We start from the raw sequence: 24,313 nt of genomic DNA on the forward strand, positions 1-24,313 counted from the left end.
ACTGCCTCACCTCACATGCGCCAGCGGAATGCTGATCTCGGCGAGCAAGTCGAGGTCGAAGTCGTGCTTGATCTCGATGTACTGCCCGTTCCAATATACCAGCCCGGACAGTTCGCGCGATAGGTTGAAGCCCAGGAGACTGCCGACGATAATTCCGTGGGAATAGCGGTCGATGACTTCCTCGACCCGGCATTCGACGGTCGCGAGAGAGTTTCCCAGCAGCGGTACCCCGGACGTTCCGGCCGACCATGGGATGCCTTCGAAGCGCTGAGGACCCTTCAGGCGGCCGTCGCTGAATCGGTCCGCCAGATCCTGCTGATCAGAGCCGAGAATATTAACGCCGAACGTGCCGTAGCGCTCGATGCGAGCGAAGGATGACGCCTGTCGGTTGACACTGACCAGGACGCGCGGCGGACTTGCACTCAGCGACGTCAGGGACGTCACCGTCATCCCGGTAATGTCGTCGTCACGACCGGCCGTGATGATGCTGACGCCGCCGGGAAGCCGGCGCATCACGGCGCGGAACTGATGCTCGATCTCGTCGCCGTCAGTGACGAGATGGATATCCGGCCTTCCCATGTCCTGACCTCCTTGTGTCTGGCCGTCGAAGGCGCCTTTCCCGACTAGAAGAAGCCCTTCGCCGGCAGTGGTGTGCCGCTGATTTCGTACTGGCCGATCGAGCGCGCCTTGTAGGTGGTCGGATTGTGCGAGGACAGCGTGCGCGCATTGCGCCAGTGACGGTCGAAATTCGTGACCTTCTTGGTCGCGGACGCGCCGCCAACGTCGAACAACAGGCTGCCGCCGCGGATGGCGAAGTCGTCGGCGATGATCTTTGCTTTGGCTGAGAACAGAGCCGCCGTGTGCGCGGCGTCTGCCGCGTTCGGAGCGCCGGCATCGAAGGCATCGGTCGCGACGTCGAGTGCCTCGGCAGCCGCCAGCACGACTGTTTCGGCCGCAAACGCACCGCTTGCGATCTGGCCGATGGTCTGCTGAAGCAGGGGATCATCGGTCGGAACTTCGGTGGGCGCATAATAGAAGGTGCGCTTGCGAGAACGGATGAGTGCGGTGGCATCACGCAGGGTCGCGCGCGCGATGCCGGCAACGATCGCGGTCAGGAACAGCTGCGCGAACGTGTTGGAATAAGGGACACCATAACCGCCCTCCGGCGTGTCGAACACCACTTCCTGGCGCTTGACCTTGACGTTGCGGAAGTGGGTCGTTCCGGTCGCCGTGAGGCGTTGCCCGAGGCCATCCCAATCATCGACCAGCTCGATGCCTTCGCGCTTGATTGGAACGATGGTCGCGCCGGTTGCTCCCGATGGGTCGGCCGCGCGCACCAGGACGTAGTCCGAGTACAACGTGCCCGTGCTGTAATATTTGGTGCCGTTCAGCAGGAAATCGCCATTTGCATCCGGCGTAAACGTGGTGCCCGGCGTGACATTGCCGACGCGCGGGCTTTCGAGTTCGGTGGTGGCAAGCCCGATGATGGCACCTTCGGCGACCGCCTTCTGCCAATCGCGGCTCTGATCGTCCTTGGGCGTACGCACCAATCGCTCCACCACGCTGAAATGATTGCGCAGAATGTGCGCGACATTGGCGTCGGCTTCGCCGAGCCGGATCACGAAAGCGAAGAGATCGCGGATCGTGCTGCCGGCGCCGCCGGCGTTCACCGGAAGCCGCAACGCGCCGAGACGGGCGCGGCGGATGAGATCGATGATCTCGAAGGGCAGCACGCGATCGCGTTCCCGCGCGCTCGCGCCTTCCGCGATCTGGTTGAGCAGTGCTTCCAGCTCCGGCGAGCCGGTCTTGAGGGGCTCCGATGTACCGAGAGAGGGGGCGGATACGGTCTTGTTCATGATCGGCCTGTTGGTCACGTTCCTAGAGCTGGGCGAGATGGTCGGTCACCTTGACCGGCTCGGGCAGAACCTTGCGCGCGACGAGCCAGTCGGCGGCCTTTTGCAGCTCGCTGATGAAGCGCTCATCATTGACCGCGTAGTAGTGGTATTGCCGCTTCAGTGCGATGAACTGATCGCGGACCTCGTCGCTGTACTTGCCCACCTTCTGGGCGATGTACTCCGCCTCCTTCCCATTCTCCGAGATCCACTTGCCTTCGGCGCGAAACGCGTCGTTCACGGCGCGCACAAGCGCGGGATTGTCGGTCGCGAATTTGCGGGTGGTGAGGTAGGAGGTGTAATCGATCTGGAAGGCGAGGTCCCGGCCCTCCAGGAAGATGTCGTGCGCCTTGTATTCGAGCCGCGCGATATCGACGCCGGGGCTCCACATCGACCAGGCGTCGACCTTGCCGGAGGCGAGCGCGGGCGCCGCATCGGGGGGATTGAGATAGACGAACTTGACCTTGGAGCGATCGACCTTGTGCTTCTCGAGCGCGGCGACCAGCAGGAATTCGCCGAGGCCGGAGCGGTTGACCGCGACCGACTTGCCGACGAGGTCCTCGATCTTGTCGATGCCGGAGCCGTCTTTGGCGATGATCGCGGTGGTGCGGGGCTCGTAGACCACGAACTGGGTGAACACCAGCGGCGAACCTGCGATGATCGCGGCCAGCGCCGGCGTCGTGCTGCCGCCGAAGCTGAAGTCGGCGCTGCCGCCGGTCACCGCCTGCAATGTCGGCGCATGGTTCGGGAAGGGTCCGAGCCATTCGACCTTGATGCCGTCCTTGGCCAGCACCTTCTCGAACTCGCCGCGCTCCTTGGCGATCACGTTGAGGCCGCCGAGACCCCAGGTCAGGCGGACTGTGTCGGTCGTACGGCCAGTGGCGGCCTCGGCAAAATCGCCGAGGTTCAAGCCGGCGAGGGCGCCGACGCCGAAGGCCGCGGTGCTGAGAAAGCTGCGGCGGGACGGCTTGGCGATTGGAGAGTCGGACATAATTGCCTTCCGCTAAATTAGTGGGTGGAACGCGAATTCACGCCGAGCTCGCCAAGGAGCTCGCTACGTGAGATGGGTGTCGAGCCGTTGCGCGCGGCGCGGTGCTCGTAAGCGATGGCGCCGTTCCGCATCACCAGGATGCGGTCGGCGAGCGCAATCGCCTCATCGACGTCGTGCGTGACAAGCAGAACGCCCGGCTGATGGTTGGCGACGAGCACGCGAACGAGCTCATGCATGCGGATGCGGGTGAGCGCGTCCAACGCGGCAAACGGCTCGTCAAGCAGCAGCAGCTCCGGCTGCTGCACCAGCGCGCGGGCAAGCGCGACGCGCTGGGCTTGTCCGCCGGAGAGATTGCGCGGCCAGTCGTCGAGCCGATCACCGAGACCGACCTCGGTCAGCGCTTCGGCGGCGCGTTCGCGTGCGTCCGGCACCTGCAAACCAAGCGAGACGTTGCGCCAGAGGCTGTCCCAGGGCAGGAGCCGATGCTCCTGAAAGACCACCGCCGGCCGGCGCGGCGCGACGATGCGGCCGCCTTGAACGGGATCGAGGCCCGCGAGCGCTCGCAAGAGCGTGGTCTTGCCGCAGCCACTCTCGCCAAGCAGCGCAACGAACTCGCCCCGTTCGATGCGCAGGCTCAGCTTTTCGATCACGACGCGGCTGCCGTAGCTGCGCACGAGATTGTTGACGACGACAGCCGGTCCGGTTTCGAATGAAGCGGGCGACAGCGGAGCGACATGCGCGTTCATCGTGCTGCTCCGTAGTTCGGATGCCAGGCGAGCAGACGCCGTTCGAGGACGCGGGCGATGCCGTCGGCTGCGACGCCGATCAACGCATAGATCACGATGGTCAACACGATCACGTCGGTGCGCAGGAACTCGCGCGCGTCCATGGCGAGAAAGCCGATGCCCGCCTGCGCGCCGATGGTTTCGGCCACGACCAGCGCAAGCCACGCGGTTGCCAGCGCATAGCGGACCCCCGTGAGAATCGACGGCAATGCCCCGGGCAAGATGATCCGGCGGATCAACTGAATGGAGCTGAGGCCCTGGACGCGGCCGAGCTCGAGCAGTTTTGGATCGACCTGGCGAATGCCAAGGACCGTGTTGATGTAGATCGGGAAGGTGACGCCGAGGGCCACAAGGAAGATCTTTTGCGTCTCGCCGACGCCAAGCCAGACGATGACCAGGGGTAGCGCCGCCAGAAACGGGATGGCCCTGATCATCTGCACGCTGCGGTCGATGGCAGCTTCGGCGATGCGCGAGAAGCCGACAAGAATGCCAAGGGCGCCACCGACGGCCGCGCCGATCGCAAAGCCCGCCGTCGCCCGCAGCAAGCTCACGCCGAGATCGTTGAGCAGCGTGCCCGTGGTTGCAAGCTTGAAAGCGGTGCGGATCACCTTGCTCGGTGCGGGCAGGACTTGCGGCGAGAGCCATCCCGCCTGCGCCAGCCATTCCCAGATGATGACCAGCACCACCGGCGCTAGCCATGACAGAAGCTGAAGGCCGCGCGTGCCAAGCTTGCTCTTGGTCACGGCCGGAGCAAGCGCGTTGTCGCCGCTTTGCGACGATGGCGCGCTGTTTGCGCCGATCACAGTGCGGTCGATACCGCTCAGTTCCATATTGCTCAAGACGCGAGACCTCGTTTCACGCACTGCATTCGAAGCAGGCGACGTGACGCCAATCACTTGCCGTCCCAGCAAAATGTCCCACGAAATCGGGCCGGCAGAAATAGAGCGGTATTTCAATTGTCGTTCGATCCGCAGTGATCTGCTGTCGTCGCCGCGAGGATGCGCGACAAAGAAAATCTTTTGATGTTGGTCGGCTTGAACTTGCGGCAGCCATTGGCGAGAACGCTCAAGGTCGAGAGAGTTACGGGAGAGCACAATGACGGCTGCACCTCTTCGCTTCGGCATCTGGGCGCTGGTGCATGGGCCGCGCGCCGCGCATCAAGACCCGGAAGAGCCGTATGATGCGTCCTGGGAGCGCAATCGGGATCTCATCCTCGCGGCCGAGGAGCTTGGCTACGACTCGACGTTGATCGCGCAGCACACGATCAATCCGCATCAGGAGGATCTCGATCAGCTCGAAGCCTGGAGCGCGGCGGCTGCGATTGCGGCGCTAACGAAACGCATCGAGATCATCGCAGCGATCAAGCCGTATCTCTATCACCCCGTCGTGCTCGCCAAGCTGGCGCTCGGCATCGAGAACATCAGCCGCGGCCGCTTTGCGATCAATCTGGTCAATGCCTGGAATCGTCCGGAGCTGGAGAAGGCCGGGATCGGCTTTCCCGAGCACGATGCGCGCTATGCCTACGGCAAGGAATGGATCTCCGTGGTGTCCCGTCTGATGGAGGGCGAGCGCCTCAACTTCAGCGGCGATCACTTCAACATCTCCGACTATGCGCTACGGCCGACCAGCCTCTACCGCAAGCGCCCGGCCATCTATGTCGGCGGCGAATCCGAGCCCGCGCGCGATCTCGTCGCAGGCCATGGCGACGTCTGGTTCATCAATGGCCAGCCGCTCGACGACGTCGCCGGCCTGATTGCCGACGTCGCGGCGCGGCCGCGCGGGTCGGCGCCGCCGCTCCGTTTCGGCCTGTCTGCCTTCGTCGTCGCGCGCGAAACCCGGGAGCAGGCGCAAGCCGCTTACGAGCGGCTGCTGAGCCTCGCCGCAAAGGATGCGCCGATGAAGGCGATCCAGAAGCAGAACACGGACCCGAAGGTCGTGATGATGCAGACCATGCAGAAAACGCCGCGGGTCGGCAGCAACGGCGGCACGGCCGCGGGGCTGGTCGGCAGCTACGACGAGGTTGCGGCCCGCATCGAGGCGTTCCATGCGGCGGGCATTGAGCTCTTCATGCTGCAGTTCCAGCCGTTCGAGGCCGAGATGCGGCGCTTCGCAGAGGAGATCATCCCCCGTGTCCGGGCCGGACAATCCGCCGGGCCTGCTGCGAAGCTGGCCCAATCCGCAGGATAGGTGGTCGCGACGATCAGGCTGAGGCGACGGCCGGCGGCTGCTTCGCATAGCGGCTCGTTGGCCGCGGCAGTCCGAAATGATCGCGCAGGGTCGTGCCCATATACTCGGTCCGGAACAGTCCGCGCTTTTGCAGGATCGGCACGACAGTATCGACAAAGGTCTCGAGCCCGGTGGGCAGAACGTCCGGCATCAGGTTGAAGCCGTCCGCAGCGCCTGCCTTGAACCAGGCCTCGATATCGTCCGCGATCTGCTCCGGCGTGCCGACAATGATGCGATGGCCAACGCCGCCGCCGAGCGCGCGGATCAACTGACGGACAGTGAGATTGCCGCGACGGGCAAGGTTCACGGTGCCCTGGAACATGGTGTGATTGGCGTTCGCCGGAAGTGGCAACGGATCGGGAAGCGGCTTGTCGAGCTCGAGCAGGGCAGGGTCGATCTGGAGCGTGCCGGCGAGGCGCGCCAGGCTGTATTCGATCGGGACCAGCTCCCAGAGTTCGTCCTGCCGACGCTTTGCTTCGGCTCCCGTGCTGCCGATGACGGTCGCAAGCCCCGGCAGGATCACAATGGCGTCACCCGAGCGGCCGTAGGCCGCAGCGCGCGTGCGCAGATCGCGCGCATAGGCGACGCCTTCCTCGATCGACTGCGCCAGTGTGAACACCGCCTCCGCATGGGCCGCGGCGAAGTCGCGGCCGTCATTGGAGCCGCCCGCCTGCACCGTCACCGGTCGTCCCTGCGGCGAGCGCGGGACGTTCAGCGGGCCGGCGACTGAATAATGCGGGCCGCGGTGGGAGATTGGATGGACTTTCGACGTATCGACGAACCTGGCGCTCGCCTTGTCGCCGACAAAGGCGTCGTCCTCCCAGCTGTCGAACAGCGCGTGGACGACCTCGGTGAATTCCTTGGCGCGCTCGTAGCGTGCCTTGTGCTCCAGTGCACCCGAGAGGCCGAAGTTGCGGCTTGATGCGGCATCTGCGGTCGTGACCGCGTTCCATCCCGAACGCCCGCCGCTGGCATGATCGAGGGACACGAAGCGGCGCGCAATGTTGTAGGGCTCGTTATAGGTCGTCGACACCGTACCGATCAGTCCGACATGCTTTGTCGCAGCTGCCACTGTCGCCAGAATGATGGTCGGCTCCAGCGACGTGAACGACCGGTAGTCGATGCGATCGTTAACGGCGGGGGAATCCGCGAGAAAGATCGCATCGAGCTTACCGCGCTCGGCGATCTGCGCCACCCGCACATAATGACCGAGATCGAAGAAGGCGCGCGGATCGCTGTCTGGCAGCCGCCAGGCCGATGGATAGACGCCGGAGTGAAGCAGGTTGACGTTCAGGTGCAGTTGACGTTGCGGCATGGGATTCCGAAGGTCAGCGGCCTGGGCCGCAGGCAGCGACGATCAGGACCCCTTCGGGGACCAGATCTTGATGGCGGTGGTATCGATCTTCACCGGGATCAGGCCCTCGGCGTGAAATGAATCTGCAATGCGCTGCTGCTCCGACAGGCCGGGACCGGTGACTGCGCCCACTTGGTAGGAGCGGTGGCTGTTGGCCTCTTCGACGGTCGCCGCATCGATGCCCCAGAGTCCGGCAAGCAACGTGGCGGCGTCCTTCGGCTGGGCCTTCACCCATTTGCCGGTGTCCGAGAGCTTTGCGAAGATCACGTTGAGCACTTCTGCGTGCTTGTCGGCATAAGCGGCCGAGGCGAGGTAATAGCGCTTGTAGCTTGCAAGACCGTTGCTGCCATCGGACAGAATCCGGCCCTTCGTCTGATGCAGGGCGCTGGTCAGGAATGGATCCCAGGCGACCCACGCCTCGACATTGTTACTGACGAAGGCCGCGCGGCCGTCGGCCGGCGTTAAATATGCAGGGGTAATGTCCTTGAAGCTGAGCCCGGATTTCGCCAGCGCCGCGAGCAGCAGATAATGGCTGCCGGCGCCCTTGGTCACGGCGATCTTCTTGCCCTTGAGATCAGCGATATGCTTGATGGTCGACGATTGCGGCACAATGATCGCCTGCGCCGCGGGCGAAGCTGCCTCCTCCGCGATATAGGCGAGCTTGGCGCCGGCGGCCTGCGCGAAGATCGGCACGGTGTCGGCGACGTCGGCGCCGAAATCGATGCTGCCGATGTTGATGGCTTCGAGTAGCGGCAGGCCACTGGTGAATTCGTGCCAGGAAATGGTGACGCCGAGCGGCGCCAGTGCCTTCTCCAACTCGCCATTGGTCTTCAGGATCGCCGTCAGCGTCGAGGACTTCTGATAACCGATGCGAAGCTCCTCGGACATCGCGGGCTGAACGAACGCCATGGCGAAGACGCCGAGCGCAGCGGCGGCGAGGGTTCGCGGGCGGGAGATAGGGCGAGGCATGAAGGGCTATCCTTGGGGCTCAGCCGCCTTGAGAGCTCATATGAACAAGGCGATATGCCTGCAATGTGCCGGCAATCGGCGCCTCCTTGCAATTTCAAGGTATCGCTCCGCGCGGCACGAAAATTCTCCAGTCGGCTTCAATCCGAGACGGAGTTTCTCCAGCCCGATAATGGCTCGGCGCGGTCGTGTTTCAAGCGTAGCTCGCGCGGTCTCGTCATGATCGGGGGCCGATTGTTCAATAAGGAGCAGATCCGATGCGCGCGAGCGTTAATGACGTTTTGCCCGAGCGAGTTTGTTTCCAATTCGGCGAGGGCGTGGAAACAAACGCGTTGCGCGACGACGATGTAGCAGTACGCGCATCGCTATTTTCCCGAACCGCTCGACAGAGGCAGAATCCGACCGCATCATTTTCGTCGACAAGCACGGCTTGCCGCGCACGACGCGCGCTCTCGAGATGATAGGGGAATTGCAGATGGCGTTGGAGACGCGGAACTTCGAGACACTCGCGTTGCATGGCGGATCGTACCGCACCGATCCCGCGACTGGTGCGGTCGCAGTTCCGATCTATCAGACCACGTCATTCCAGTTCGAGAACACCGATCACGCCTCGCGCCTGTTCGCGCTCGAGCAGCTTGGTCCTATCTACACCCGTATCGGCAATCCGACCCAGCAGGCCTTTGAGGATCGGCTTGCTGCGCTCGAGGGTGGGGCGGCCGCCCTCGCAGTTGCTTCCGGACAGACGGCTTCCGCGTTCTCGATCTTCAACATCGCGCAAGCCGGCGACAACATCGTGTCGTCGACCGATCTCTACGGCGGCACCTGGACGCTGCTCTCGCAGACCCTGAAACAGTTCGGCATCGAGGTCCGCTTCGTCGACCCTGCCGATCCCGAGAATTTTCGCCGCGCCACCGACGCCAAGACGCGGGCTTATTTCGGCGAGACTCTGCCGAATCCCAAGCTCAACGTGTTCCCGATCAAGGAGGTCGCGGATATCGGCCGCTCACTTGGCGTGCCGCTGATTCTCGACAATACGGCTTCGCCCCTGATCGCGCGTCCGTTCGAGCACGGTGCTGCCGTGGTGGTCTACTCGACCACAAAATATATCGGAGGCCATGGCACCGCGATCGGTGGTGCCATTGTCGACGGCGGAAATTTCGATTGGGCGGCGCATGCCGAGCGCTTCCCGCTTCTGAACAAGCCTGACGAGGCTTACCACGGTGCGATCTGGACCGAGGCCGCCAAGCCGCTCGGTCCGATCGCCTATATCCTGCGCGCCCGCGTCAAGCTGCTGCGCGATCTCGGCGCATCGATCGCGCCGCAAAACGCCTTCCAGTTCATCCAGGGCCTTGAGACGCTGCCGCTGCGTATTCGCCAGCACAACGAGAACGCGGTGAAGGTCGCGAACTTTCTCGCCAAGCACAGCTCGGTCTCCAACGTGATCTTCCCCGGACTGCAGAGCGGGGAGAACCGGCGCAGGGCGGATGCTTATCTGAAGGGCGGCTTTGGCGGGCTGGTCGGCTTCGAGCTGAAGGGGGGCATCGAAGCCGGCCGTCGCTTCATCGATGGGCTCAAGCTTTTCTATCACGTCGCCAATATCGGCGACGCCCGCTCACTGGCGATCCATCCGGCCTCGACGACGCACCAGCAACTGACCGCGGCCGAGCAACTCGCCGCCGGCGTCACGCCCGGCTACGTCCGCCTGTCGGTCGGAATCGAGCATCCCGACGATATCCTGGCGGATCTTGATCAGGCGCTGGCCCACGCCGATGCAGGCGCGCGCAAGGCGGCCTGAGAGGCATTCGGCAGTTTGCCGAGCGCGCAACGCAAGGACATCGCGTCATGATCTATGTTGTCGACGTCGATCATATGAGCCTTGCGTTTGCGGCCGGTAGCGCGACGCAGGCCGCAGAGATTGCGGGCTCACGGCGGTTTGCCAGCGCGATCAGCCGGTCCTGCCCGGATCGACGGAGCGGCTAGGTTTCAAACTACCGGCCGCGCGTCGCGACGGTTCAGGAACGTGTCGTCTTCCACGATGTGTCCGCCGAATTCGCAGATTCGGCGGCCCATATCCTGGTTGCCCGGGTCGGGTAGCCGCCTGAATGAAACGTAAAGCTTGAAGGAGACGTAGACGATGAAGCGCCGGTTGTTTTTGGCGATGGCCGCCCTTGCTCTGTTGACCGCGCCAGCTGCCGCGGATCAGAAGATCAAGGTCGGGATCTCGGGTGGCGATGCCGAGATCATCTGGGCCAAGGTCAAGGAGATCGCCGCCACAGACGGCCTCGACGTTCAGGTTGTCGTCTTCAACGACTATCTGCTGCCCAATGCCGCGCTCGATGCCGGCGATCTCGATGCGAATGCGTTCCAGCACAAGCCGTTCCTAGACAATCAGATCAAGACGCGGGGCTACAAGATCGTTGCCGTCGGCGAGACGATCGTCTCCCCCATCGGGCTCTATTCTCGGAAGGCCAAGTCAGTCGCCGAGATCAAGGACGGGGCCTCGATCGGCATTCCGAACGATCCGTCGAACGGCGGCCGCGCGTTGCGGCTGCTTCAGGCGGAGAAGCTGATCGCGCTCAAGGAAGGAGTGGGGATTCTGCCGACCGTGCTCGATATCACCGCAAATCCAAAGAATCTCAAAATTCGTGAGATCGACGCCGCCCAGCTCCCGCGCAGTCTCGACGACGTCGATGCCGCCGTCATCAACACCAACTACGCCGTCCCGGCCGGTCTTATCCCCGGCAAGGATTCCATTGCCATCGAATCCTCGGTCGACAATCCCTACAACAACTTCATCGCAGTTCGCGAGAAGGACAAGGATGCGCCGTGGGTCGCGAAGCTGGTGCGCGCCTATCAGAACGACACGGTCCGTCAGCTCATCAAGGACAAGTTGCCGGGCCAGATCCCGGCGTTTTGAAGAGATTGAATCCGGAGACGAACGATGACGAATCCATCTAGCCGTGCCGAGAAGCTGTCGAGTTCGGCAGGATCGATTGTGTTCGACGCTGACGTCCTCGTGCTCGGCGGTGGTCCCGCGGGCACATGGGCCGCGGTTAGTGCCGCCGAGCATGGCGCGCGCGTGGTGCTGGCCGACAAGGGCTTTTGCGGTACGTCAGGCGCGACGGCGGCGGCCGGCACGGGCGTATGGTATGTCGACCCAAATCCCGAGCGCCGCGAGGCCGCGATGGCCAGCCGCGAAAAACTGGGCGGCTATCTCCAGGATCGCCGCTGGATGGCGCGCGTGCTGGACCAGACCTATGCCCAGAGCAACCAGCTCGCCGATTGGGGTTATCCTTATCCCAGCGATGACGACGGCAGGCCGCAGCGGAATTCGCTGCAAGGTCCGGAATATATGCGTCTCATGCGCAAGCGGACCAAGCAGGCCGGCGTGACCATCCTCGATCATTCACCGGCGCTCGAACTTCTGGTCGATGGCAACGGCGTCGTGGCCGGAGCCACAGGCCTTCGCCGTCAGAAGGGCGACCGCTGGGTTGTCCACGCCAAGGCGGTGGCGATCGCCACCGGCGGATGCGCCTTCCTCAGCAAGACGCTCGGCTCGAATGTGTTGACCGGCGATGGCTATCTCCTCGCGGCGGAAGCGGGAGCGGAGTTCTCCAGCATGGAGTTCTCCAACGCCTACGCGATCTCGCCGGCCTTCGGATCGGTGACGAAGACCCTGTTCTACAGCTGGGCGAGCTTCACCGATGAAGAGGGCAGCGTCATTCCGGGGGCATCCTCGAAAGGTGGCCGCTCCGTGATCGCTCGCGCGCTTCGCAAGGGCCCCGTGTACGCCCAGCTCGACGAAGCCGATGCCGAGACCCAGCGGCACATGCGCCTGTCCCAGCCGAACTTCTTTCTTCCGTTCGACCGCACCGGCATCAATCCCTTTACGCAGCGTTTCCCCATTACGCTGCGACTTGAGGGGACCGTTCGCGGGACAGGTGGTCTGCGGATCGTTGACGATAGTTGCGCCACCACCGTGCCGGGTCTCTACGCGGCAGGGGACGCTGCGACGCGCGAGCTGATCTGCGGCGGCTTCACCGGCGGCGGCAGTCACAATGCCGCCTGGGCGATGTCATCAGGCTATTGGGCCGGCCAGGGCGCCGCGGAGTTTGCGCGACAACTGGGCGCGACGATCGGCCGTCACGCGTTCCGGCGCGGCACCGTTGCTCTGCGCTCCGGTAGCGGCCGGCCGTTGCAGGGCGGCGCGCTGGCCCGGAGCGTTCAGGACGAGGTGTTCCCCTACGAGCTGAATTACTTCCGTGAGGCCGGTCGGTTGGGCGAGTCGCTCGATCGGCTGGACGCATTGTGGGCCGATGCGTCGCGGTCCGATGCGCCAGACCAGCAGGAACTGCTGCGCGCGCGCGAAGCGGCTGCCATGCTTGCGACCGCACGCTGGATGTATCGCAGCGCGCTGGCGCGAAAGGAAAGCCGGGGAATGCATCGCCGTGACGATTACCCCGAGCAGGACGACCGTTATCGGCACCTCGTGACGACCGGCGGGCTCGACGATGTCTGGACATCGGCGCGTCCGCTCGCGGCCCCACAATTTTCGGAGGCCGCGGAATGATCGAGGTCATCGATGCCGAGCGCTGCACGGCTTGCGACATCTGCGTCAACGTGTGCCCGACCAACGTCTTCGACAAGTCCGACGGCATCCCCGTGATCGCCCGCCAAGGCGATTGCCAGACCTGCTTCCTGTGCGAGCTTTATTGTCCCGAGGATGCGCTGTTCGTCTCGCCGTTTGCCGACGCGCCGCAAGCGGTCGACGTGGCGGCGTTGAAGGAGGCGACCTTGTTGGGCAGTTACCGGCGAGCGGTCGGTTGGGTCGACGAGACCCGGCACCTGCGGGCGGCCGATCGAAGCTTTCGGCTGTTCGGCCAATGAAAATCATGTCGTCCGTGGAGGCCTGCCATGAGCGGAGATCGCCTCTTTCTGTTGAAGCCGGGATTTGAAGATCCCGAGCAGCCCGGCCGGTTCTTCGTCTGCCCGCACTGCAATGCGATCGAGGGATTGCTGGCGTCGTTTCCCGGTCTCGCAACGCAGGTTGAAGTGCACCGCCTGCCATTCCCGCGCCCGCGATCAGCGCTAGTCGAGATTCTGGGCGAGCAGCATCAATCGCTTCCGGTTCTGGTCTTCGATGAAAGCCGGCCGGTGCCTGAGGATGCGGATGTGGCCAATGGCCGGCGCTTCATCAGTTCGTCGGAGCGAATACTCCGTTACCTGGCCGATCGCTACGCATTCCCGCACGTTCATCGCTGGGAGAGGTCCGCGGCATTCGAAGCGTGAAAGACGGCCGCTAACGGACGCGTCGATTCGAGAAGCCTTTGCTATTTGGCCCGGCTTTACAGGCTCCTTGTTGTTTTGTTCGGCGACAGCTTGCCGGATGCTGCGACGGAACTAGGATAATTCACATCGCAATCAAACGCGGATCACACAAGGTGACAGAGCCCACGAGTTCAGCGCGGATTATCGATCTGGCGGCCTATCGATCGGAGCGGAGCAAACAACAGCTTGCGTCTTCGACCGCTCAGTTGGCGAGCGCCGGGATCGGCCCCTTCGCGACAGCTGCGCCCATGCCGCTCTGCTGGTTCTGGCCCACCTGGGTCTGGGTACCCATGCCTGTGCCGGCGATGTCGTCGCCTGTGCGGTGGGATGCTTTATGAGTGGCGGCCAGATTGCCCCGTCGCCGGACACGAACGCATCATCTTCGAACGATCTCGATCTGCCTGTCGTTCTCGGCCGCAATTTGCGGCGCCTGCGGACCAGCCGGGGGCATTCGCTCGAGCGGCTTGCCAAGCAATCCGGAGTCAGCCGGGCAATGCTCGGCCAGATCGAGACCGGAAAGAGCGTCCCGACAATCGCTCTGCTCTGGAAAGTCGCGAGCGCGCTCCACGTGCCGTTCGCCAATCTGCTCCAGACCGAGGCGCCGCGCGGCCCGACGGTACTGCGCCGCAGCGACGCCAAGCTGTTGACGTCCAGCAACGGGCAGTTCACCTCCCGCGCGCTGTTTCCCTTCGACGGTCATCATCAGGTCGAGTTCTACGAGCTGAGAATCGGCCCGCTCCATCGCGAAGCGGCCGAACCGCATGCGCCAGGTACCCGCGAAAATCTCTTTGTCGCCGGGGGCGTGGTGGAGATCACGGTGGGGCACGACAAGCCGCAGACGCTGACGGAAGGCGATGCCATCCTGTTCGACGCCGATGTGCCGCATGTCTACAAAAACCTGGTCGCCGTAGAGGCGGTCCTCTACTTGGTGATGACCTACGCTGAAGCCGCTAGCTAAAGTATAAAAGGGCCGGCGCGAGGCCAGCCCTTTGGTCCGATCGCCTTTTAGGTGTCGATCAGGCGGCCTTCATCGGCATGCACATCATCATCATGCCGCCGCAGCACATCATCATCGGCATGCCCATCTGCATCATGTTCATCATGCTCTCGCAGCACTTGGTGAACATGTCCTTCATGGCGGGATCCATCGGCATCATCTCGCAGGTCATGCCGGCCGGGGTCATGGTGCACTTGACCTGACAGGGCATCATCATCGGCATGCCCATCATGTTCATCATCGGCATCATATTGCCGGTCATGGCGGGATTCATCATGCCACCCATCATCATCGGCATGGGCATCATCTGCATCGCGGTGTTCATTATCATTCTCCAGAGATCAGAGCAGGAAGTACTCAATTGCGCTGCCATTGGAGATAAAGTGAACTGCGTCGGATGTGAATCGCGAAAGGTTTCTTCTGTTCGCTTTCATCCAACAAAATGGAAACCGTGCGCCACCTGCGATCCGACCTGCATCTTATAACGGATAAACATCCGTTATCTTGGATGAAGGCCAACGTCGTCTGTCTGCCCAGGCGCGGAAATCTCTTTGTCGTCAGCTGCTGTCCGTAGGGAAGTCTATTCTGCGCTGAAATACTCCTCTTGCTGACATCGACGACGGCGGCATGAGACGTTTGCGATGCGGGCCGAAAAGAGTTTTGCCTTTCATTGACCTGCACGTGGCCTCGCCCAAACATGCTGCGTCAAGGCGGCACGCTTCTGCATCCGAGCGATGCAGCAGTGCGGTCGCGCTATTGTTCGGAGGCACATGGTGGGTTCGTCGTCGCTCGAAGAATTGTCGCTGACGGCTGATGTGCTGATCGTCGGCGGCGGTATGGCGGGAGCCTGGGCGGCGGCCTCAGCGGCACAGGCCGGAGCGAAGGTCATCCTTGCTGACAAGGGTTATTGCGGCACCAGTGGCGTCACGGCCGCCGCGGGGCCCGGCCATTGGTGGGTGCCTCCCGACCCTCCGGCGGCACGCGACGGGGCTGTGGCCAGTCGCATCGCCGCGGGGCTCGGCCTTGGCGAAGCTGAATGGATGTATCGCATTCTTGACCAGACCTGGCGAACACTGCCGACGTTGGCAGACCATTACAAGTTTGGCGTGGACGACGAGGGGAGGGTGAATTATCGCGCGGTGCGCGGGCCGGAATATATGCGCGCGCTGCGGCAGCATGCGCTGAGCCACGGTGTCACCATTCTCGATCACGCGCCGGTTGTCGAGTTGTTGGCGCGGCCCGATGGATCAATCGGCGGTGCGCGTGGCCGGCGCCGGCAGGACGGTGACCGGGCCTACCGGGTCACGGCCGGTGCGGTTGTGCTGGCCGCCGGCGGCACCAGTTTCCTGTCGCACCTTTTGGGATCGCGGACCAACACGGGCGACGGCTACCTCATGGCGGCCGAGGCAGGCGCGGAGCTTTCCGGCATGGAATTCACGGCCGCGTACACGATTGCGCCGGCGCATTCCACGATGACGCGCAGCATGGCCTACTCCTTCGCGACATATTACGACGAGACCGGCAACGAGCTTGATCTCCCGTTTGGTCCCGATCAGACCTTGCGTCTTGCTCGGGCGCTGCAGCGCGGCCCCGTCTACTGCTCGCTGCAGCGGCTGCCCGACGACATCAAGGCAAGGCTGCATACGATTTCGCCGAACGTACCGCTGGTGTTCGACCGCTGGGGCATCGATTCCTACCGCGATCGTTTCGAGGTCACCCTGCATAACGACGGCACGATCCGCGGAATCGGCGGCGTGCGCGTGCTCGACGTGAATGGTTCGACATCGGTGCCGGGACTATTCGTCGCGGGCGACAACGCATCGCGCGAGAAGGTCGCGGGCGCCATCTCGGGCGGCGGCAATGTCAATTCGGCATGGGCGTTGTCATCAGGCGTGCTCGCAGGCAACGCGGCCGCTCGCGTAGCTCGCGGTACGAAAAGCCGCTCATCGGAGCTCACGCCGCTTGGACAGGCCGGGCTCCGTCCGCGTGGCCGGCCGAAGGAGGTCGACATGGCCGCAGCCAGAGACGGCGTGCGCGCCGAGATGCATCCGTTCGACAAGAATTTGTTCCGCACCGGTGCCGGGCTTGCGACATCCTCGCAAACACTCGAGGATTTGTGGAGCGAGGTCGCCAATCACGGACAGGCTGGCTCGATCGCCTTGCGCGAGACCGCGGCGCTGCTGGCCACGGCGCGCTGGTCCGTTGCCACGGCGGCCTCGCGCAAGGAGAGCAGGGGGCTTCACCGTCGTGAGGATTATCCTGCACAGGATCCGCGATTGGCCGGGCGCCTGCTCAGTGGCGGACTGGACCGAGTCTGGGTTGCGCCGGATCGCCCGTCTGCGAATGTCCAGCCGGATCAGCTCGAGGCGGTGTCATGATCGAGCTCATCGTCGCCGAGCGTTGCACGGATTGCGGGGCCTGCATCGAGGTCTGTCCGGCCAACGTGCTCGATCACGGCCCTGACGGCTTGCCGGTTCTCGCACGCGTCGAGGATTGCCAGACCTGCTTCATGTGCGAGCTCTATTGCCGGGCGGATGCGATCTACGTCGCGCCCGATTGCGACCGCCGCGTCTCCGTAACCAAGGACGAGGTTCTGTCATCGGGGCGCCTCGGCTAATATCGCAGGCATTCGGGCTGGGATGAATGGGCGAATCAGTTTCCCAACGAGCAATGGCTGATGGAGACCGTATTTCGCCGCGCTGGCGAGGCCGCCGCGCAATCGAAGGCGGAGCGACCTGACGTCAGCGGCAGGAAATAGCACCGCTCCGTGCGGAGAGAAATCCTTATGCTTCGTCCGGACGCCTCGTCCTGTTGTTGCCCGATGCCAATGATCTTTGAAAAGACTATCTTGCCTCGGGCGCCTAGCATGTCCGCGTCAAAACCGTTGTGAATGTCGCGGCATGAACACCCCTCGAATTGAAGGCCAGCGCGCCTCGACCAGCGTGCGGTCGCCGATCATCGTCAACCAGCTGGGCCCGGAGGTTCGTGCCGTCCTGGCCGATCACTGGTCGCGTCCGCTGATCATCGATCATCCCGCCGATCGCGCACCATGGGAGATCGCCCCCGAGGCCGACGTGCTGCTGACGCGGCCGCTGGCGGGCTGGCCCGGCGCGCCCAAGCAGAAACCGCCTGGCTGGCCGTTCGGCCTGCGCTGGATCCAGACCGCTTCGACGGGCGTCGATTTCTTTCCGGACTGGTTGCTCGACGGTCCCGTGGTCACGGTCGGCCGCGGCATCTCGGCCGATCCGATCGCGGAATATGTCCTCGCGGCGATCCTCGGCTTCGAGAAGCGCATCCACGATGTCAGGCCGCGCAGCCGTGCGGAATGGAAGATCACCCCGCTGGGCTCGCTCAGCGGCAAGACGATCGGCATTGCCGGCTTCGGTGCCATCGGCCGTGCCGTCGCCGAGCGCGTCAAGCCGTTCGGTGTCAACATCAGGGTTTTGCGGCGCTCGGCCTGGCCCTATGTCCCTCCGGGTATCCAGCCGGTCCACAGCATCGAGCAACTGATCGAGATCTCCGATCATCTGGTTCTCGCTCTGCCGGCGACGACGAAGACGGCACGTCTCATTAACGCCGGCGTGCTGGCGCGGGCCAAGACGTCGCTGCACCTGATCAACGTTGCGCGTGGGCGGATCGTCGATCAGAGCGCGCTGTTGCAGGCACTCGATGAGGGGCGGATTGCCGGCGCGACGCTCGATGTCACTGATCCCGAGCCGCCGCCGGAAGGCGATCCGATCTATCAGCATCCCAAGGTGGTCCTGACCCCGCACGTGTCGTGGACGGGTGGCGAGGATGCCAAGCGGCTGGCCGACAAGACGCTGGTCAACCTCGACGCTTATGCACATGGCGTGGCGCTGGCCGACGTCTTCGACAAGAATCTCGAATACTAAAAAGGAGCCGCAACAATGAACAAGGTCGTTGAGAAGCCCAAAAAATATTCCCTGGTCGAGCGCACGCCGGCCGCGTCGTTCGAGGAAGAACGGCTGCACCGCAAGCAGCGGCTCGCCGCAACGTTCCGCCTGTTTTCGCGCTACGGTTTCGATCAGGGCCTCGCGGGCCACGTCACCGTGCGCGATCCCGAGTTTCCCGATCGGTTCTGGATCAATCCGCTGTCGAAGCATTTCAGCCAGATCAAGGTGTCCGACCTTCAGCTGGTCGATCACGACGGCAACATCCTGATCGGCGATAAGCCGATCAACCAGGCCGGCTTCGTGATTCACTCGGCGATCCACGCGGCGCATCCGGAAGTGATCGCCGCCGCCCATACTCACTCGACTTACGGCAAGGCTTGGTCGGCACTCGGCCGTCTGCTCGATCCGCTGACGCAGGACTCCTGCGCCTTCTATGAGGATCACGTGCTGTTCGACCCCTTCTCCGGCGTCGTGCTGGAGGCGGAAGAGGGCCGCAAGATCGCGCAGGCGCTTGGGTCGAAGAAGGCCGCGATCCTGCAGAACCACGGCCTGCTCACGGTCGGACCGACCATTGAAGCGGCCGCGTGGTGGTACATCGCGATGGACAATGCCGCGCGCGCCCAGCTGCTGGCCGAGGCTGCCGGAACGCCTAAGCCGATCCCGCACGAGATCGCCAGCCTGACCGCGCGGCAGGTCGGCACGCACAAGGGCGGCTATTTCAGCTTCCAGCCGTTGTGGGACTGGATCACCGCGGCGGAGCCGGATCTGTTCAACTAGGGATCAGAGCCTCGGAGCGGCGTCGCCAGCTCGGCACATTGCTGCCGGATGTCGGGAACGGCAATGATCTCCCAGAACGCGGCCCGCGTCAGTGGGCCGACAGCGTAGAGACGGCGCGAGGGAGATCCATCACGATTGATGATCGCGCAATCGGGCGTGACGTCGATGCCGATCCGCAATGGATCGATGCGGGCAAGACCTTGGTCGAGCAGGCTACGCACGGCCGGGTTGGTCGTGGCGCCGGGATCGCGGACGATACCGGTGCAGTCGATGATGGCTCCGACCTGCAGCTCGGAGGTCTCGCTCTGGCCGCGCCGGCGATAGCGAACGAGCGCGCCGCCGGGGTTCGGAGCGATGGCGGCGAGCTTGCCGGCGGTGACCGTCAGCCGCCTTGCCGCGAGAGCCTCCGCAACGCGAGCCTCGACCTCCGGCGCGGTGCGGTGGCGATGGACATCCCACCAGGCGCGGGCGTGTTCCAGGAAACGACGCCTGGAGCTCAGCGGCAACTCCTGCCACAGCCGTTGGGTGAAGGGCCTGATCGCATCGATGGCACCGCGCCAGTCGCCACCCGCAGCGACGTGCATCTCGATGCGGCGGCGAAACCAGCGTAGCAGCGGCCCGATCTCGGCGCCGAACGGAATCTCGCTTTCGGCAAAGCGCATGGGATCGACGCGCCGATGCGCTCGCGGCAGCAGGCCGCGCCGCGACATCGCGACGATCCGCCCCTGATGTCCGTAGCGAAGCAGCGACAGCACATAGTCGACCATCGAGAGGCCTGTGCCGAGGATGAGCACGGTAGCGTCAGTGTCGATGCCGGCCTCAGTTGGTGAGGCCCAGGGTTCGGCATGGCCCGCCAGCAGCGGCGCTGCGGCATCATGGCCGGTCGCGAGAATGGCCGTACTCCCGGTGATGCATGTTCCGTCTGCCAGGGTAACCGCTACGTCGGAAGGAGTTTCCCGGATCGATACGCACTCGCCACGCACGATGGCCAGGCCCTCTGATCCGTGGCGAGATTTCAGCGGTGCGATCAGATCGGCGAGATAGTCGCCGTAGGTCTGCCTGGGAACAAAGCAATAGGGATCCGGACATAGCGGCCCGCCGGGCCGTGCGCACAGCCAGTTCCAGAAATGTTCGGCATCATCCGGCAGCGCGCTCATGTTCGAAACGCGCACGTTGAGGAGATGTTCGGGATTGCCTGCATGATAGGCAAGTCCGCGCCCGATCTCGGGCCTCTTCTCGATCAAGGTCACGCGGAGATCGGATGGATTGGTCTTCAACAGTTGAAAGGCCAGAAGGACGCCGCTGGCGCCCCCGCCGATGACGATCGCGTGCCGCCCCTCCGGACCCATCGTGCCGCCCTCGTTCCGATCGCTCAGTCAACGTCGCAGAGCCGGTTCATCCTGCGGTTCAAATGCGTTGAGAGTCAGACCAGCACGATTTTCTCTTCTCAATCGGTCAAGGGTTGTCGTCTTCTGTTATGTGGTCCGTCGTTGGAATGATCTTGTCAAGATTCCCGTGAGGAACAGCTAAGCCTCGGCGGCGGCACGGAATTGCCTGTGCGGCGCGGCTGCGGCGCCGGTGACACCTGACGGGATCGAGGCGAGCAAAGACCTCGTATAGGGCTGCTGCGGATTGTCGAAGATGTCGCTGACTGTGCCATGCTCGACGATGCGTCCGCGGTGCATCACCGAGACTGTGTGGGCAAGCTGGCGCACCAGCGCGAGATCGTGCGAGACGAACACATAGGTCAGGTCGAGACTGGCCTGTAGCGAAAGCAGGACTTCGACGATGTCGGCCTGGACGCTGACGTCGAGAGCGGAGGTGGGCTCGTCGAGCACGATCACGTCTGGTCTCAGCACGAGTGCGCGGGCAATCGCGACGCGCTGGCGCTGGCCGCCCGACAGGGCCGCGGGCTTGCGGGCAAGGAAGTGTTCGCCGAGCCCGACGTCGGCCAGGGCCTCGCGGACCTGCTCGCCGCGCTCCTTGCGCGTTCCGATTCCGAAACGATCGAGCGGCTCGCGGACCAGCTGCTCGATCGTCCAGGTCGGATCGAGCGAGGTGAACGGATTCTGATAGACCATCTGAAGGTGGCGCCACGTCGAGCGCAGGGCCTCCGGCGAGCGACCAGTGACCTGTTCGCCTGCGACCGAGATGGTCCCGGTGTCAGGTTGCTCGAGACCCAGCAGCAGCCGCACCGCCGTCGTCTTGCCCGAGCCGGACTCGCCGACCAGCGCGTGCGTGGTGCCGGCGGGAACTGTGAACGACACATCGCTGGCGGCCGTCAGCGTCGTGCCCTCGACGGTGAAGGTCTTGGTGACAGCGTTGACCGCGATCTTCGGCGTCGCCGCGTCGCTGGCCTTGAGCGCTCGCAAGCCGACGTCGCGCAGTGCGGCGTAACGGTCGGGGTTGAGGGCCGGGACATCCGCGCGCAGCTTCCTTGCATAGGCCGATGCCGGCGAGGAGAAGACGGCAGCGGTCCGGCCGGCCTCCTGAATGACGCCGTCCTTGAGGACCACAAGCGAGTTCGCGCGTTCGGCGGCGATCGCCAGATCGTGGGTGATGAGCAGCAGGCTGATCTTGAGATCGTGCTGCAGCCGGCTGAGCAAATCGAGGATCCGCTTCTGGATCGTGACGTCGAGCGCGGAGGTCGGCTCGTCCGCAACCAGCAGGGCCGGCCGAGGCAGAATCGCCAGCCCGATCAGCACGCGCTGGAGCATGCCGCCGGACAGCTGGTGCGGATAGGAGTCGTAGACACGCTGAGGATTGTCGAGCCCAACCTCTGCGAACGTCTCCAGGATGAGCTGCTTGCGGACCGCCTTGTCGGGCTCCTCGAGCAGCGCGGCGGCCTCGTGTGCCTGGGCGCCGATCGTCCGCACCGGATTGAGCGAGTTGGCAGGATCTTGCGGCACGAAGCCGATGGCGCGTCCGCGCAGCGGCCGGAAGCCGCGCTCGGAGATAGCAAGCACCTCTTGGCCGTCGAACGCGACGCGGCCGGTGGCGCGCCCGCCGCTGGGCAGCAGCCGCAGCACCGCGCGTGCGATCGTCGACTTGCCGGAGCCGGACTCCCCGATCAGCGCGAGGCTCTCGCCGCGACCGAGGTCAAAGCCCACATTGCTCACGACCTCGTGCGGCCCGTAGGAGACCGAGAGGCCATCGACCCTGAGTAGCGGAATCGGGCGCAGAGGAAGCGGGCGCAGCGGCACTGGCGCAGTGCGCTTGAAAATGTTGGCGGTTAGTCCGTCTTGCGGAGCCATCGGCTGATCCTGTTCACGGAAAGGACGGTCGCGATCGTCACGAAGGCGGGCGCGTACACCAGCCACGGCCATTTCAAATAGTCCTTGCCGATCGAGATCAGCAGACCCCAGTCGGAGGCGGGCGGCGGATCGCCGTAGCCGAGGAAGGCGAGGCTCGCGATCACCAGGATCGACAGGCCGAATTGGAGCACGGCGAGCGGGAGCACCGAGCGCGATGCGTTCGGCAGCACGTGCCGCAACAGGATGTGCCAGCGCGAACCACCCATCAAAAACGCCGCCTCGACGAAAGTGGCCTGCCGGGTCTTGATCACCTCCGAGCGCATCACCCGCGCGAACACGGCCACCGCCGATACGCCGGTCGCAATCGCAGCATTGGTGGTGTCGAATCCGATCGCGGTGACGACGATCACGGCCAGCAGGAAGCTTGGGATCGCCAGCAGCACGTCGACCAGGCGGGCGAGCACGATGTCCACCCAGCCGCCGAGGAAGCCTGCGAGCAAACCCATGAAGCCGCCGGCAACGGCGGCGATGGTGACGGCAATGAGCGCACTCGTCACCGAGGACGACGTGCCATAGACGACGCGGGTATAGAGGTCGCGGCCGAGATGATCGGTGCCGAACCAGTGCGCCGCGCTGGGGCTCAGCAGCTTCTCGGCGGGAACGCCGACGACCGGGCTATGGCTGGTGAACAGGCCCGGCGCCAGCGACCAGGCAACCACGATCGCGATCATGGCGAAGGACAGCGCGACGGTCGGAGGAACGGCCGTCAGCCGGCTGATCGACGTCCGCGAGTCGGAGAAGGAGGCGAATGTCACGATGTCACCGCCGCGTTTGCGGTCACGGGGCTGTCGTCAGCATCGGTCGGGCGACATTTGCGATCCCCGATCAGCTTCACGCGCGGGTCGAGCAGGGGGTAGCCGAGGTCGGCGAGCAGATTGACGATCACGAACACCAGCGCCGCCAGCGAAACGACTGCCTGGAGCACGGGCAAATCCTGCGTGCTCACGGAGCGCTGCACCAGGCTGCCGATACCGGTGCGTCCGAACACCGTTTCGGTGATGAGCGAGCCGCCGAGCAGCTCGCCGATGGCAAGCGCGATCACGGTGACGACCGGGAGCGAAGACGGCTTGAGCAGATGCCTGGCAAACAGCCGCGCCTGCGTCAGGCCACGGCCGCGCGCAACGGCGGCGTATTCCTGCTCGGATTCCTTGTCGAGATTTGCGATCAACACCTCGGCGATCCGTGCGGAGATGGGAATTCCGAGCGCGATCGAGGCAAAGAGAGTGGCCCAGAAGCTGTTCGGTTCGATCACGCGGAACAGGCCGAGCTGAAAGCCGAAGACGTGGATCAGGATCAGGCCGATGACGAAGTTCGGCACCGACAGGAACAGCGACGGCAGGCCGCGCAGCAGGCCTTGTCCCAATCGTTTTGGCAGAAATTGCGTGCCGTAGCCGATCGTGACCGCCAGCAGCAGCGCGATGGCGAAAGCCGCGGAGGCGAGCGTGAGCGTCGAGGGCAGAACCTCGGCGATCAGGGTGGCCACAGGCCGGCTGGATCGCATCGACAGGCCGAAATCGCCGGTGACGAAATGGGACAGCGACGTCCAGAGTTGGACCGGGATTGGCTGGTCCAGACCCTGCGCGGCAATGATCGCCTTGATCTCGTCCTCGGTGAACCCGTTTTGCGGATCACGCAGGACATTGGTGATGGGATCGCCTGGCAGGATGCTGACGACGACAAAGGTGAAGATGTAAGCGAGCACGATGACAACAAGCGCCTGCGCGAGGCGCTTGCCTGCATAGCCAAGGTAGGCACGGTTCATGCCGGTC

23 protein-coding genes are annotated in these 24,313 nt (G+C 64.1%); 11 read left to right on the top strand and 12 right to left on the bottom strand.

Annotated elements, in window-relative coordinates:
* Positions 1-6 precede the first annotated feature (6 nt).
* From AC5V87_RS11605 to AC5V87_RS11625, 5 genes are read right to left on the bottom strand one after another with little or no spacing between them, the layout of a single operon-like run.
* On the bottom strand, positions 7-579 hold the full coding sequence (locus AC5V87_RS11605; protein WP_495371039.1) for a flavin reductase family protein: 573 nt from the start codon (positions 577-579) through the stop codon (positions 7-9).
* Positions 580-623: 44 nt separating this feature from the next.
* On the bottom strand, positions 624-1,856 hold the full coding sequence (locus AC5V87_RS11610) for an acyl-CoA dehydrogenase family protein (protein ID WP_495371040.1): 1,233 nt from the start codon (positions 1,854-1,856) through the stop codon (positions 624-626).
* A 22-nt stretch (positions 1,857-1,878) separates the two neighbouring features.
* The gene (locus tag AC5V87_RS11615; protein ID WP_495371041.1) at positions 1,879-2,883 is read right to left on the bottom strand and encodes an NrtA/SsuA/CpmA family ABC transporter substrate-binding protein; all 1,005 of its coding nucleotides are present in this window, start codon (positions 2,881-2,883) and stop codon (positions 1,879-1,881) included.
* 17 nt (positions 2,884-2,900) lie between these two features.
* A complete protein-coding gene (locus AC5V87_RS11620; protein WP_495371042.1) occupies positions 2,901-3,629 on the bottom strand; it encodes an ABC transporter ATP-binding protein in 729 nt (242 codons plus the stop codon).
* On the bottom strand, positions 3,626-4,498 hold the full coding sequence (locus AC5V87_RS11625; protein WP_495371882.1) for an ABC transporter permease subunit: 873 nt from the start codon (positions 4,496-4,498) through the stop codon (positions 3,626-3,628). The genes AC5V87_RS11620 and AC5V87_RS11625 overlap by 4 nt, the downstream gene beginning before the upstream one ends.
* A 265-nt stretch (positions 4,499-4,763) precedes the next feature.
* Between AC5V87_RS11625 and AC5V87_RS11630 the strand changes: the two genes are divergently transcribed.
* Positions 4,764-5,855 (top strand): LLM class flavin-dependent oxidoreductase, encoded by a 1,092-nt coding sequence (locus AC5V87_RS11630; protein ID WP_495371043.1) that lies wholly within the window; start codon positions 4,764-4,766, stop codon positions 5,853-5,855.
* A 13-nt stretch (positions 5,856-5,868) separates the two neighbouring features.
* On the opposite strand, the gene AC5V87_RS11635 is transcribed toward AC5V87_RS11630, so the two are convergent.
* On the bottom strand, positions 5,869-7,209 hold the full coding sequence (locus AC5V87_RS11635; RefSeq protein ID WP_495371044.1) for an LLM class flavin-dependent oxidoreductase: 1,341 nt from the start codon (positions 7,207-7,209) through the stop codon (positions 5,869-5,871).
* A 42-nt stretch (positions 7,210-7,251) separates the two neighbouring features.
* Positions 7,252-8,217: an aliphatic sulfonate ABC transporter substrate-binding protein gene (locus AC5V87_RS11640; protein ID WP_495371045.1), complete on the bottom strand. Its 966-nt coding sequence runs from the start codon at positions 8,215-8,217 to the stop codon at positions 7,252-7,254.
* Between the two features lie 472 nt (positions 8,218-8,689).
* Here AC5V87_RS11640 and AC5V87_RS11645 point away from each other — a divergent pair, with 472 nt between their 5' ends.
* The 6 genes from AC5V87_RS11645 (at position 8,690) to AC5V87_RS11670 (ending at position 14,500) form a co-directional block, all read left to right on the top strand.
* Positions 8,690-10,009: an O-acetylhomoserine aminocarboxypropyltransferase/cysteine synthase family protein gene (locus AC5V87_RS11645; protein WP_495371046.1), complete on the top strand. Its 1,320-nt coding sequence runs from the start codon at positions 8,690-8,692 to the stop codon at positions 10,007-10,009.
* A gap of 339 nt (positions 10,010-10,348) precedes the next feature.
* The gene (locus AC5V87_RS11650; protein WP_495371047.1) at positions 10,349-11,131 is read left to right on the top strand and encodes a MetQ/NlpA family ABC transporter substrate-binding protein; all 783 of its coding nucleotides are present in this window, start codon (positions 10,349-10,351) and stop codon (positions 11,129-11,131) included.
* Between the two features lie 24 nt (positions 11,132-11,155).
* Complete coding sequence (locus AC5V87_RS11655) at positions 11,156-12,784, top strand: FAD-dependent oxidoreductase (RefSeq protein WP_495371048.1); 1,629 nt, start codon at positions 11,156-11,158, stop codon at positions 12,782-12,784.
* Complete coding sequence (locus tag AC5V87_RS11660; protein WP_495371049.1) at positions 12,781-13,101, top strand: 4Fe-4S binding protein; 321 nt, start codon at positions 12,781-12,783, stop codon at positions 13,099-13,101. The genes AC5V87_RS11655 and AC5V87_RS11660 overlap by 4 nt, the downstream gene beginning before the upstream one ends.
* Before the next feature lie 27 nt (positions 13,102-13,128).
* Entirely contained in the window at positions 13,129-13,503 is a 375-nt protein-coding gene (locus AC5V87_RS11665) for a DUF3088 domain-containing protein (protein ID WP_495371050.1), read from the top strand.
* 373 nt (positions 13,504-13,876) lie between these two features.
* Positions 13,877-14,500: a helix-turn-helix domain-containing protein gene (locus tag AC5V87_RS11670; protein ID WP_495371051.1), complete on the top strand. Its 624-nt coding sequence runs from the start codon at positions 13,877-13,879 to the stop codon at positions 14,498-14,500.
* 58 nt (positions 14,501-14,558) lie between these two features.
* Here the strand turns inward: AC5V87_RS11670 and AC5V87_RS11675 are convergent, their stop codons facing one another.
* Positions 14,559-14,864, bottom strand: a complete 306-nt coding sequence (locus AC5V87_RS11675) for a hypothetical protein (protein WP_495371052.1) — start codon at positions 14,862-14,864, stop codon at positions 14,559-14,561.
* Positions 14,865-15,312: 448 nt separating this feature from the next.
* On the opposite strand from AC5V87_RS11675, the gene AC5V87_RS11680 reads away from it, so the two are divergent.
* From AC5V87_RS11680 to AC5V87_RS11695, 4 genes are all read left to right on the top strand, one after another.
* Positions 15,313-16,917: an FAD-dependent oxidoreductase gene (locus AC5V87_RS11680; protein WP_495371883.1), complete on the top strand. Its 1,605-nt coding sequence runs from the start codon at positions 15,313-15,315 to the stop codon at positions 16,915-16,917.
* Complete coding sequence (locus tag AC5V87_RS11685) at positions 16,914-17,156, top strand: 4Fe-4S dicluster domain-containing protein (protein WP_495371053.1); 243 nt, start codon at positions 16,914-16,916, stop codon at positions 17,154-17,156. Before AC5V87_RS11680 ends, AC5V87_RS11685 begins: the two co-directional genes overlap by 4 nt.
* Positions 17,157-17,439: 283 nt before the next feature.
* On the top strand, positions 17,440-18,432 hold the full coding sequence (locus AC5V87_RS11690; protein WP_495371054.1) for an NAD(P)-dependent oxidoreductase: 993 nt from the start codon (positions 17,440-17,442) through the stop codon (positions 18,430-18,432).
* A 15-nt stretch (positions 18,433-18,447) separates the two neighbouring features.
* Positions 18,448-19,230 (top strand): class II aldolase/adducin family protein, encoded by a 783-nt coding sequence (locus AC5V87_RS11695; protein WP_495371055.1) that lies wholly within the window; start codon positions 18,448-18,450, stop codon positions 19,228-19,230.
* Here the strand turns inward: AC5V87_RS11695 and AC5V87_RS11700 are convergent.
* From AC5V87_RS11700 to AC5V87_RS11715, 4 genes are all read right to left on the bottom strand, one after another.
* Positions 19,227-20,579: an FAD/NAD(P)-binding protein gene (locus AC5V87_RS11700; protein ID WP_495371056.1), complete on the bottom strand. Its 1,353-nt coding sequence runs from the start codon at positions 20,577-20,579 to the stop codon at positions 19,227-19,229. The two genes, AC5V87_RS11695 and AC5V87_RS11700, sit on opposite strands and share 4 nt — an antisense overlap.
* A gap of 177 nt (positions 20,580-20,756) precedes the next feature.
* A complete protein-coding gene (locus tag AC5V87_RS11705) occupies positions 20,757-22,484 on the bottom strand; it encodes a dipeptide ABC transporter ATP-binding protein (protein WP_495371057.1) in 1,728 nt (575 codons plus the stop codon).
* Positions 22,463-23,299, bottom strand: a complete 837-nt coding sequence (locus AC5V87_RS11710; RefSeq protein ID WP_495371058.1) for an ABC transporter permease — start codon at positions 23,297-23,299, stop codon at positions 22,463-22,465. The genes AC5V87_RS11705 and AC5V87_RS11710 overlap by 22 nt, the downstream gene beginning before the upstream one ends.
* The gene (locus AC5V87_RS11715) at positions 23,296-24,306 is read right to left on the bottom strand and encodes an ABC transporter permease (protein WP_495371059.1); all 1,011 of its coding nucleotides are present in this window, start codon (positions 24,304-24,306) and stop codon (positions 23,296-23,298) included. Before AC5V87_RS11715 ends, AC5V87_RS11710 begins: the two co-directional genes overlap by 4 nt.
* Positions 24,307-24,313 lie beyond the last annotated feature (7 nt).

Source organism: Bradyrhizobium sp. SOJA106 (assembly GCF_059448745.1).

Excerpts from the sequence above, each read along its gene's own strand:
- AC5V87_RS11605 (WP_495371039.1), bottom strand. The coding sequence starts at position 579 with ATGGGAAGGCCGGATATCCATCTCGTCACTGACGGCGACGAGATCGAG.
- AC5V87_RS11610 (WP_495371040.1), bottom strand. The coding sequence starts at position 1,856 with ATGAACAAGACCGTATCCGCCCCCTCTCTCGGTACATCGGAGCCCCTC.
- AC5V87_RS11615 (WP_495371041.1), bottom strand. The coding sequence starts at position 2,883 with ATGTCCGACTCTCCAATCGCCAAGCCGTCCCGCCGCAGCTTTCTCAGC.
- AC5V87_RS11620 (WP_495371042.1), bottom strand. The coding sequence starts at position 3,629 with ATGAACGCGCATGTCGCTCCGCTGTCGCCCGCTTCATTCGAAACCGGA.
- AC5V87_RS11625 (WP_495371882.1), bottom strand. The coding sequence starts at position 4,498 with ATGGAACTGAGCGGTATCGACCGCACTGTGATCGGCGCAAACAGCGCG.
- AC5V87_RS11630 (WP_495371043.1), top strand. The coding sequence starts at position 4,764 with ATGACGGCTGCACCTCTTCGCTTCGGCATCTGGGCGCTGGTGCATGGG.
- AC5V87_RS11635 (WP_495371044.1), bottom strand. The coding sequence starts at position 7,209 with ATGCCGCAACGTCAACTGCACCTGAACGTCAACCTGCTTCACTCCGGC.
- AC5V87_RS11640 (WP_495371045.1), bottom strand. The coding sequence starts at position 8,217 with ATGCCTCGCCCTATCTCCCGCCCGCGAACCCTCGCCGCCGCTGCGCTC.
- AC5V87_RS11645 (WP_495371046.1), top strand. The coding sequence starts at position 8,690 with ATGGCGTTGGAGACGCGGAACTTCGAGACACTCGCGTTGCATGGCGGA.
- AC5V87_RS11650 (WP_495371047.1), top strand. The coding sequence starts at position 10,349 with ATGAAGCGCCGGTTGTTTTTGGCGATGGCCGCCCTTGCTCTGTTGACC.
- AC5V87_RS11655 (WP_495371048.1), top strand. The coding sequence starts at position 11,156 with ATGACGAATCCATCTAGCCGTGCCGAGAAGCTGTCGAGTTCGGCAGGA.
- AC5V87_RS11660 (WP_495371049.1), top strand. The coding sequence starts at position 12,781 with ATGATCGAGGTCATCGATGCCGAGCGCTGCACGGCTTGCGACATCTGC.
- AC5V87_RS11665 (WP_495371050.1), top strand. The coding sequence starts at position 13,129 with ATGAGCGGAGATCGCCTCTTTCTGTTGAAGCCGGGATTTGAAGATCCC.
- AC5V87_RS11670 (WP_495371051.1), top strand. The coding sequence starts at position 13,877 with ATGAGTGGCGGCCAGATTGCCCCGTCGCCGGACACGAACGCATCATCT.
- AC5V87_RS11675 (WP_495371052.1), bottom strand. The coding sequence starts at position 14,864 with ATGAACACCGCGATGCAGATGATGCCCATGCCGATGATGATGGGTGGC.
- AC5V87_RS11685 (WP_495371053.1), top strand. The coding sequence starts at position 16,914 with ATGATCGAGCTCATCGTCGCCGAGCGTTGCACGGATTGCGGGGCCTGC.
- AC5V87_RS11690 (WP_495371054.1), top strand. The coding sequence starts at position 17,440 with ATGAACACCCCTCGAATTGAAGGCCAGCGCGCCTCGACCAGCGTGCGG.
- AC5V87_RS11695 (WP_495371055.1), top strand. The coding sequence starts at position 18,448 with ATGAACAAGGTCGTTGAGAAGCCCAAAAAATATTCCCTGGTCGAGCGC.
- AC5V87_RS11700 (WP_495371056.1), bottom strand. The coding sequence starts at position 20,579 with ATGGGTCCGGAGGGGCGGCACGCGATCGTCATCGGCGGGGGCGCCAGC.
- AC5V87_RS11705 (WP_495371057.1), bottom strand. The coding sequence starts at position 22,484 with ATGGCTCCGCAAGACGGACTAACCGCCAACATTTTCAAGCGCACTGCG.
- AC5V87_RS11715 (WP_495371059.1), bottom strand. The coding sequence starts at position 24,306 with ATGAACCGTGCCTACCTTGGCTATGCAGGCAAGCGCCTCGCGCAGGCG.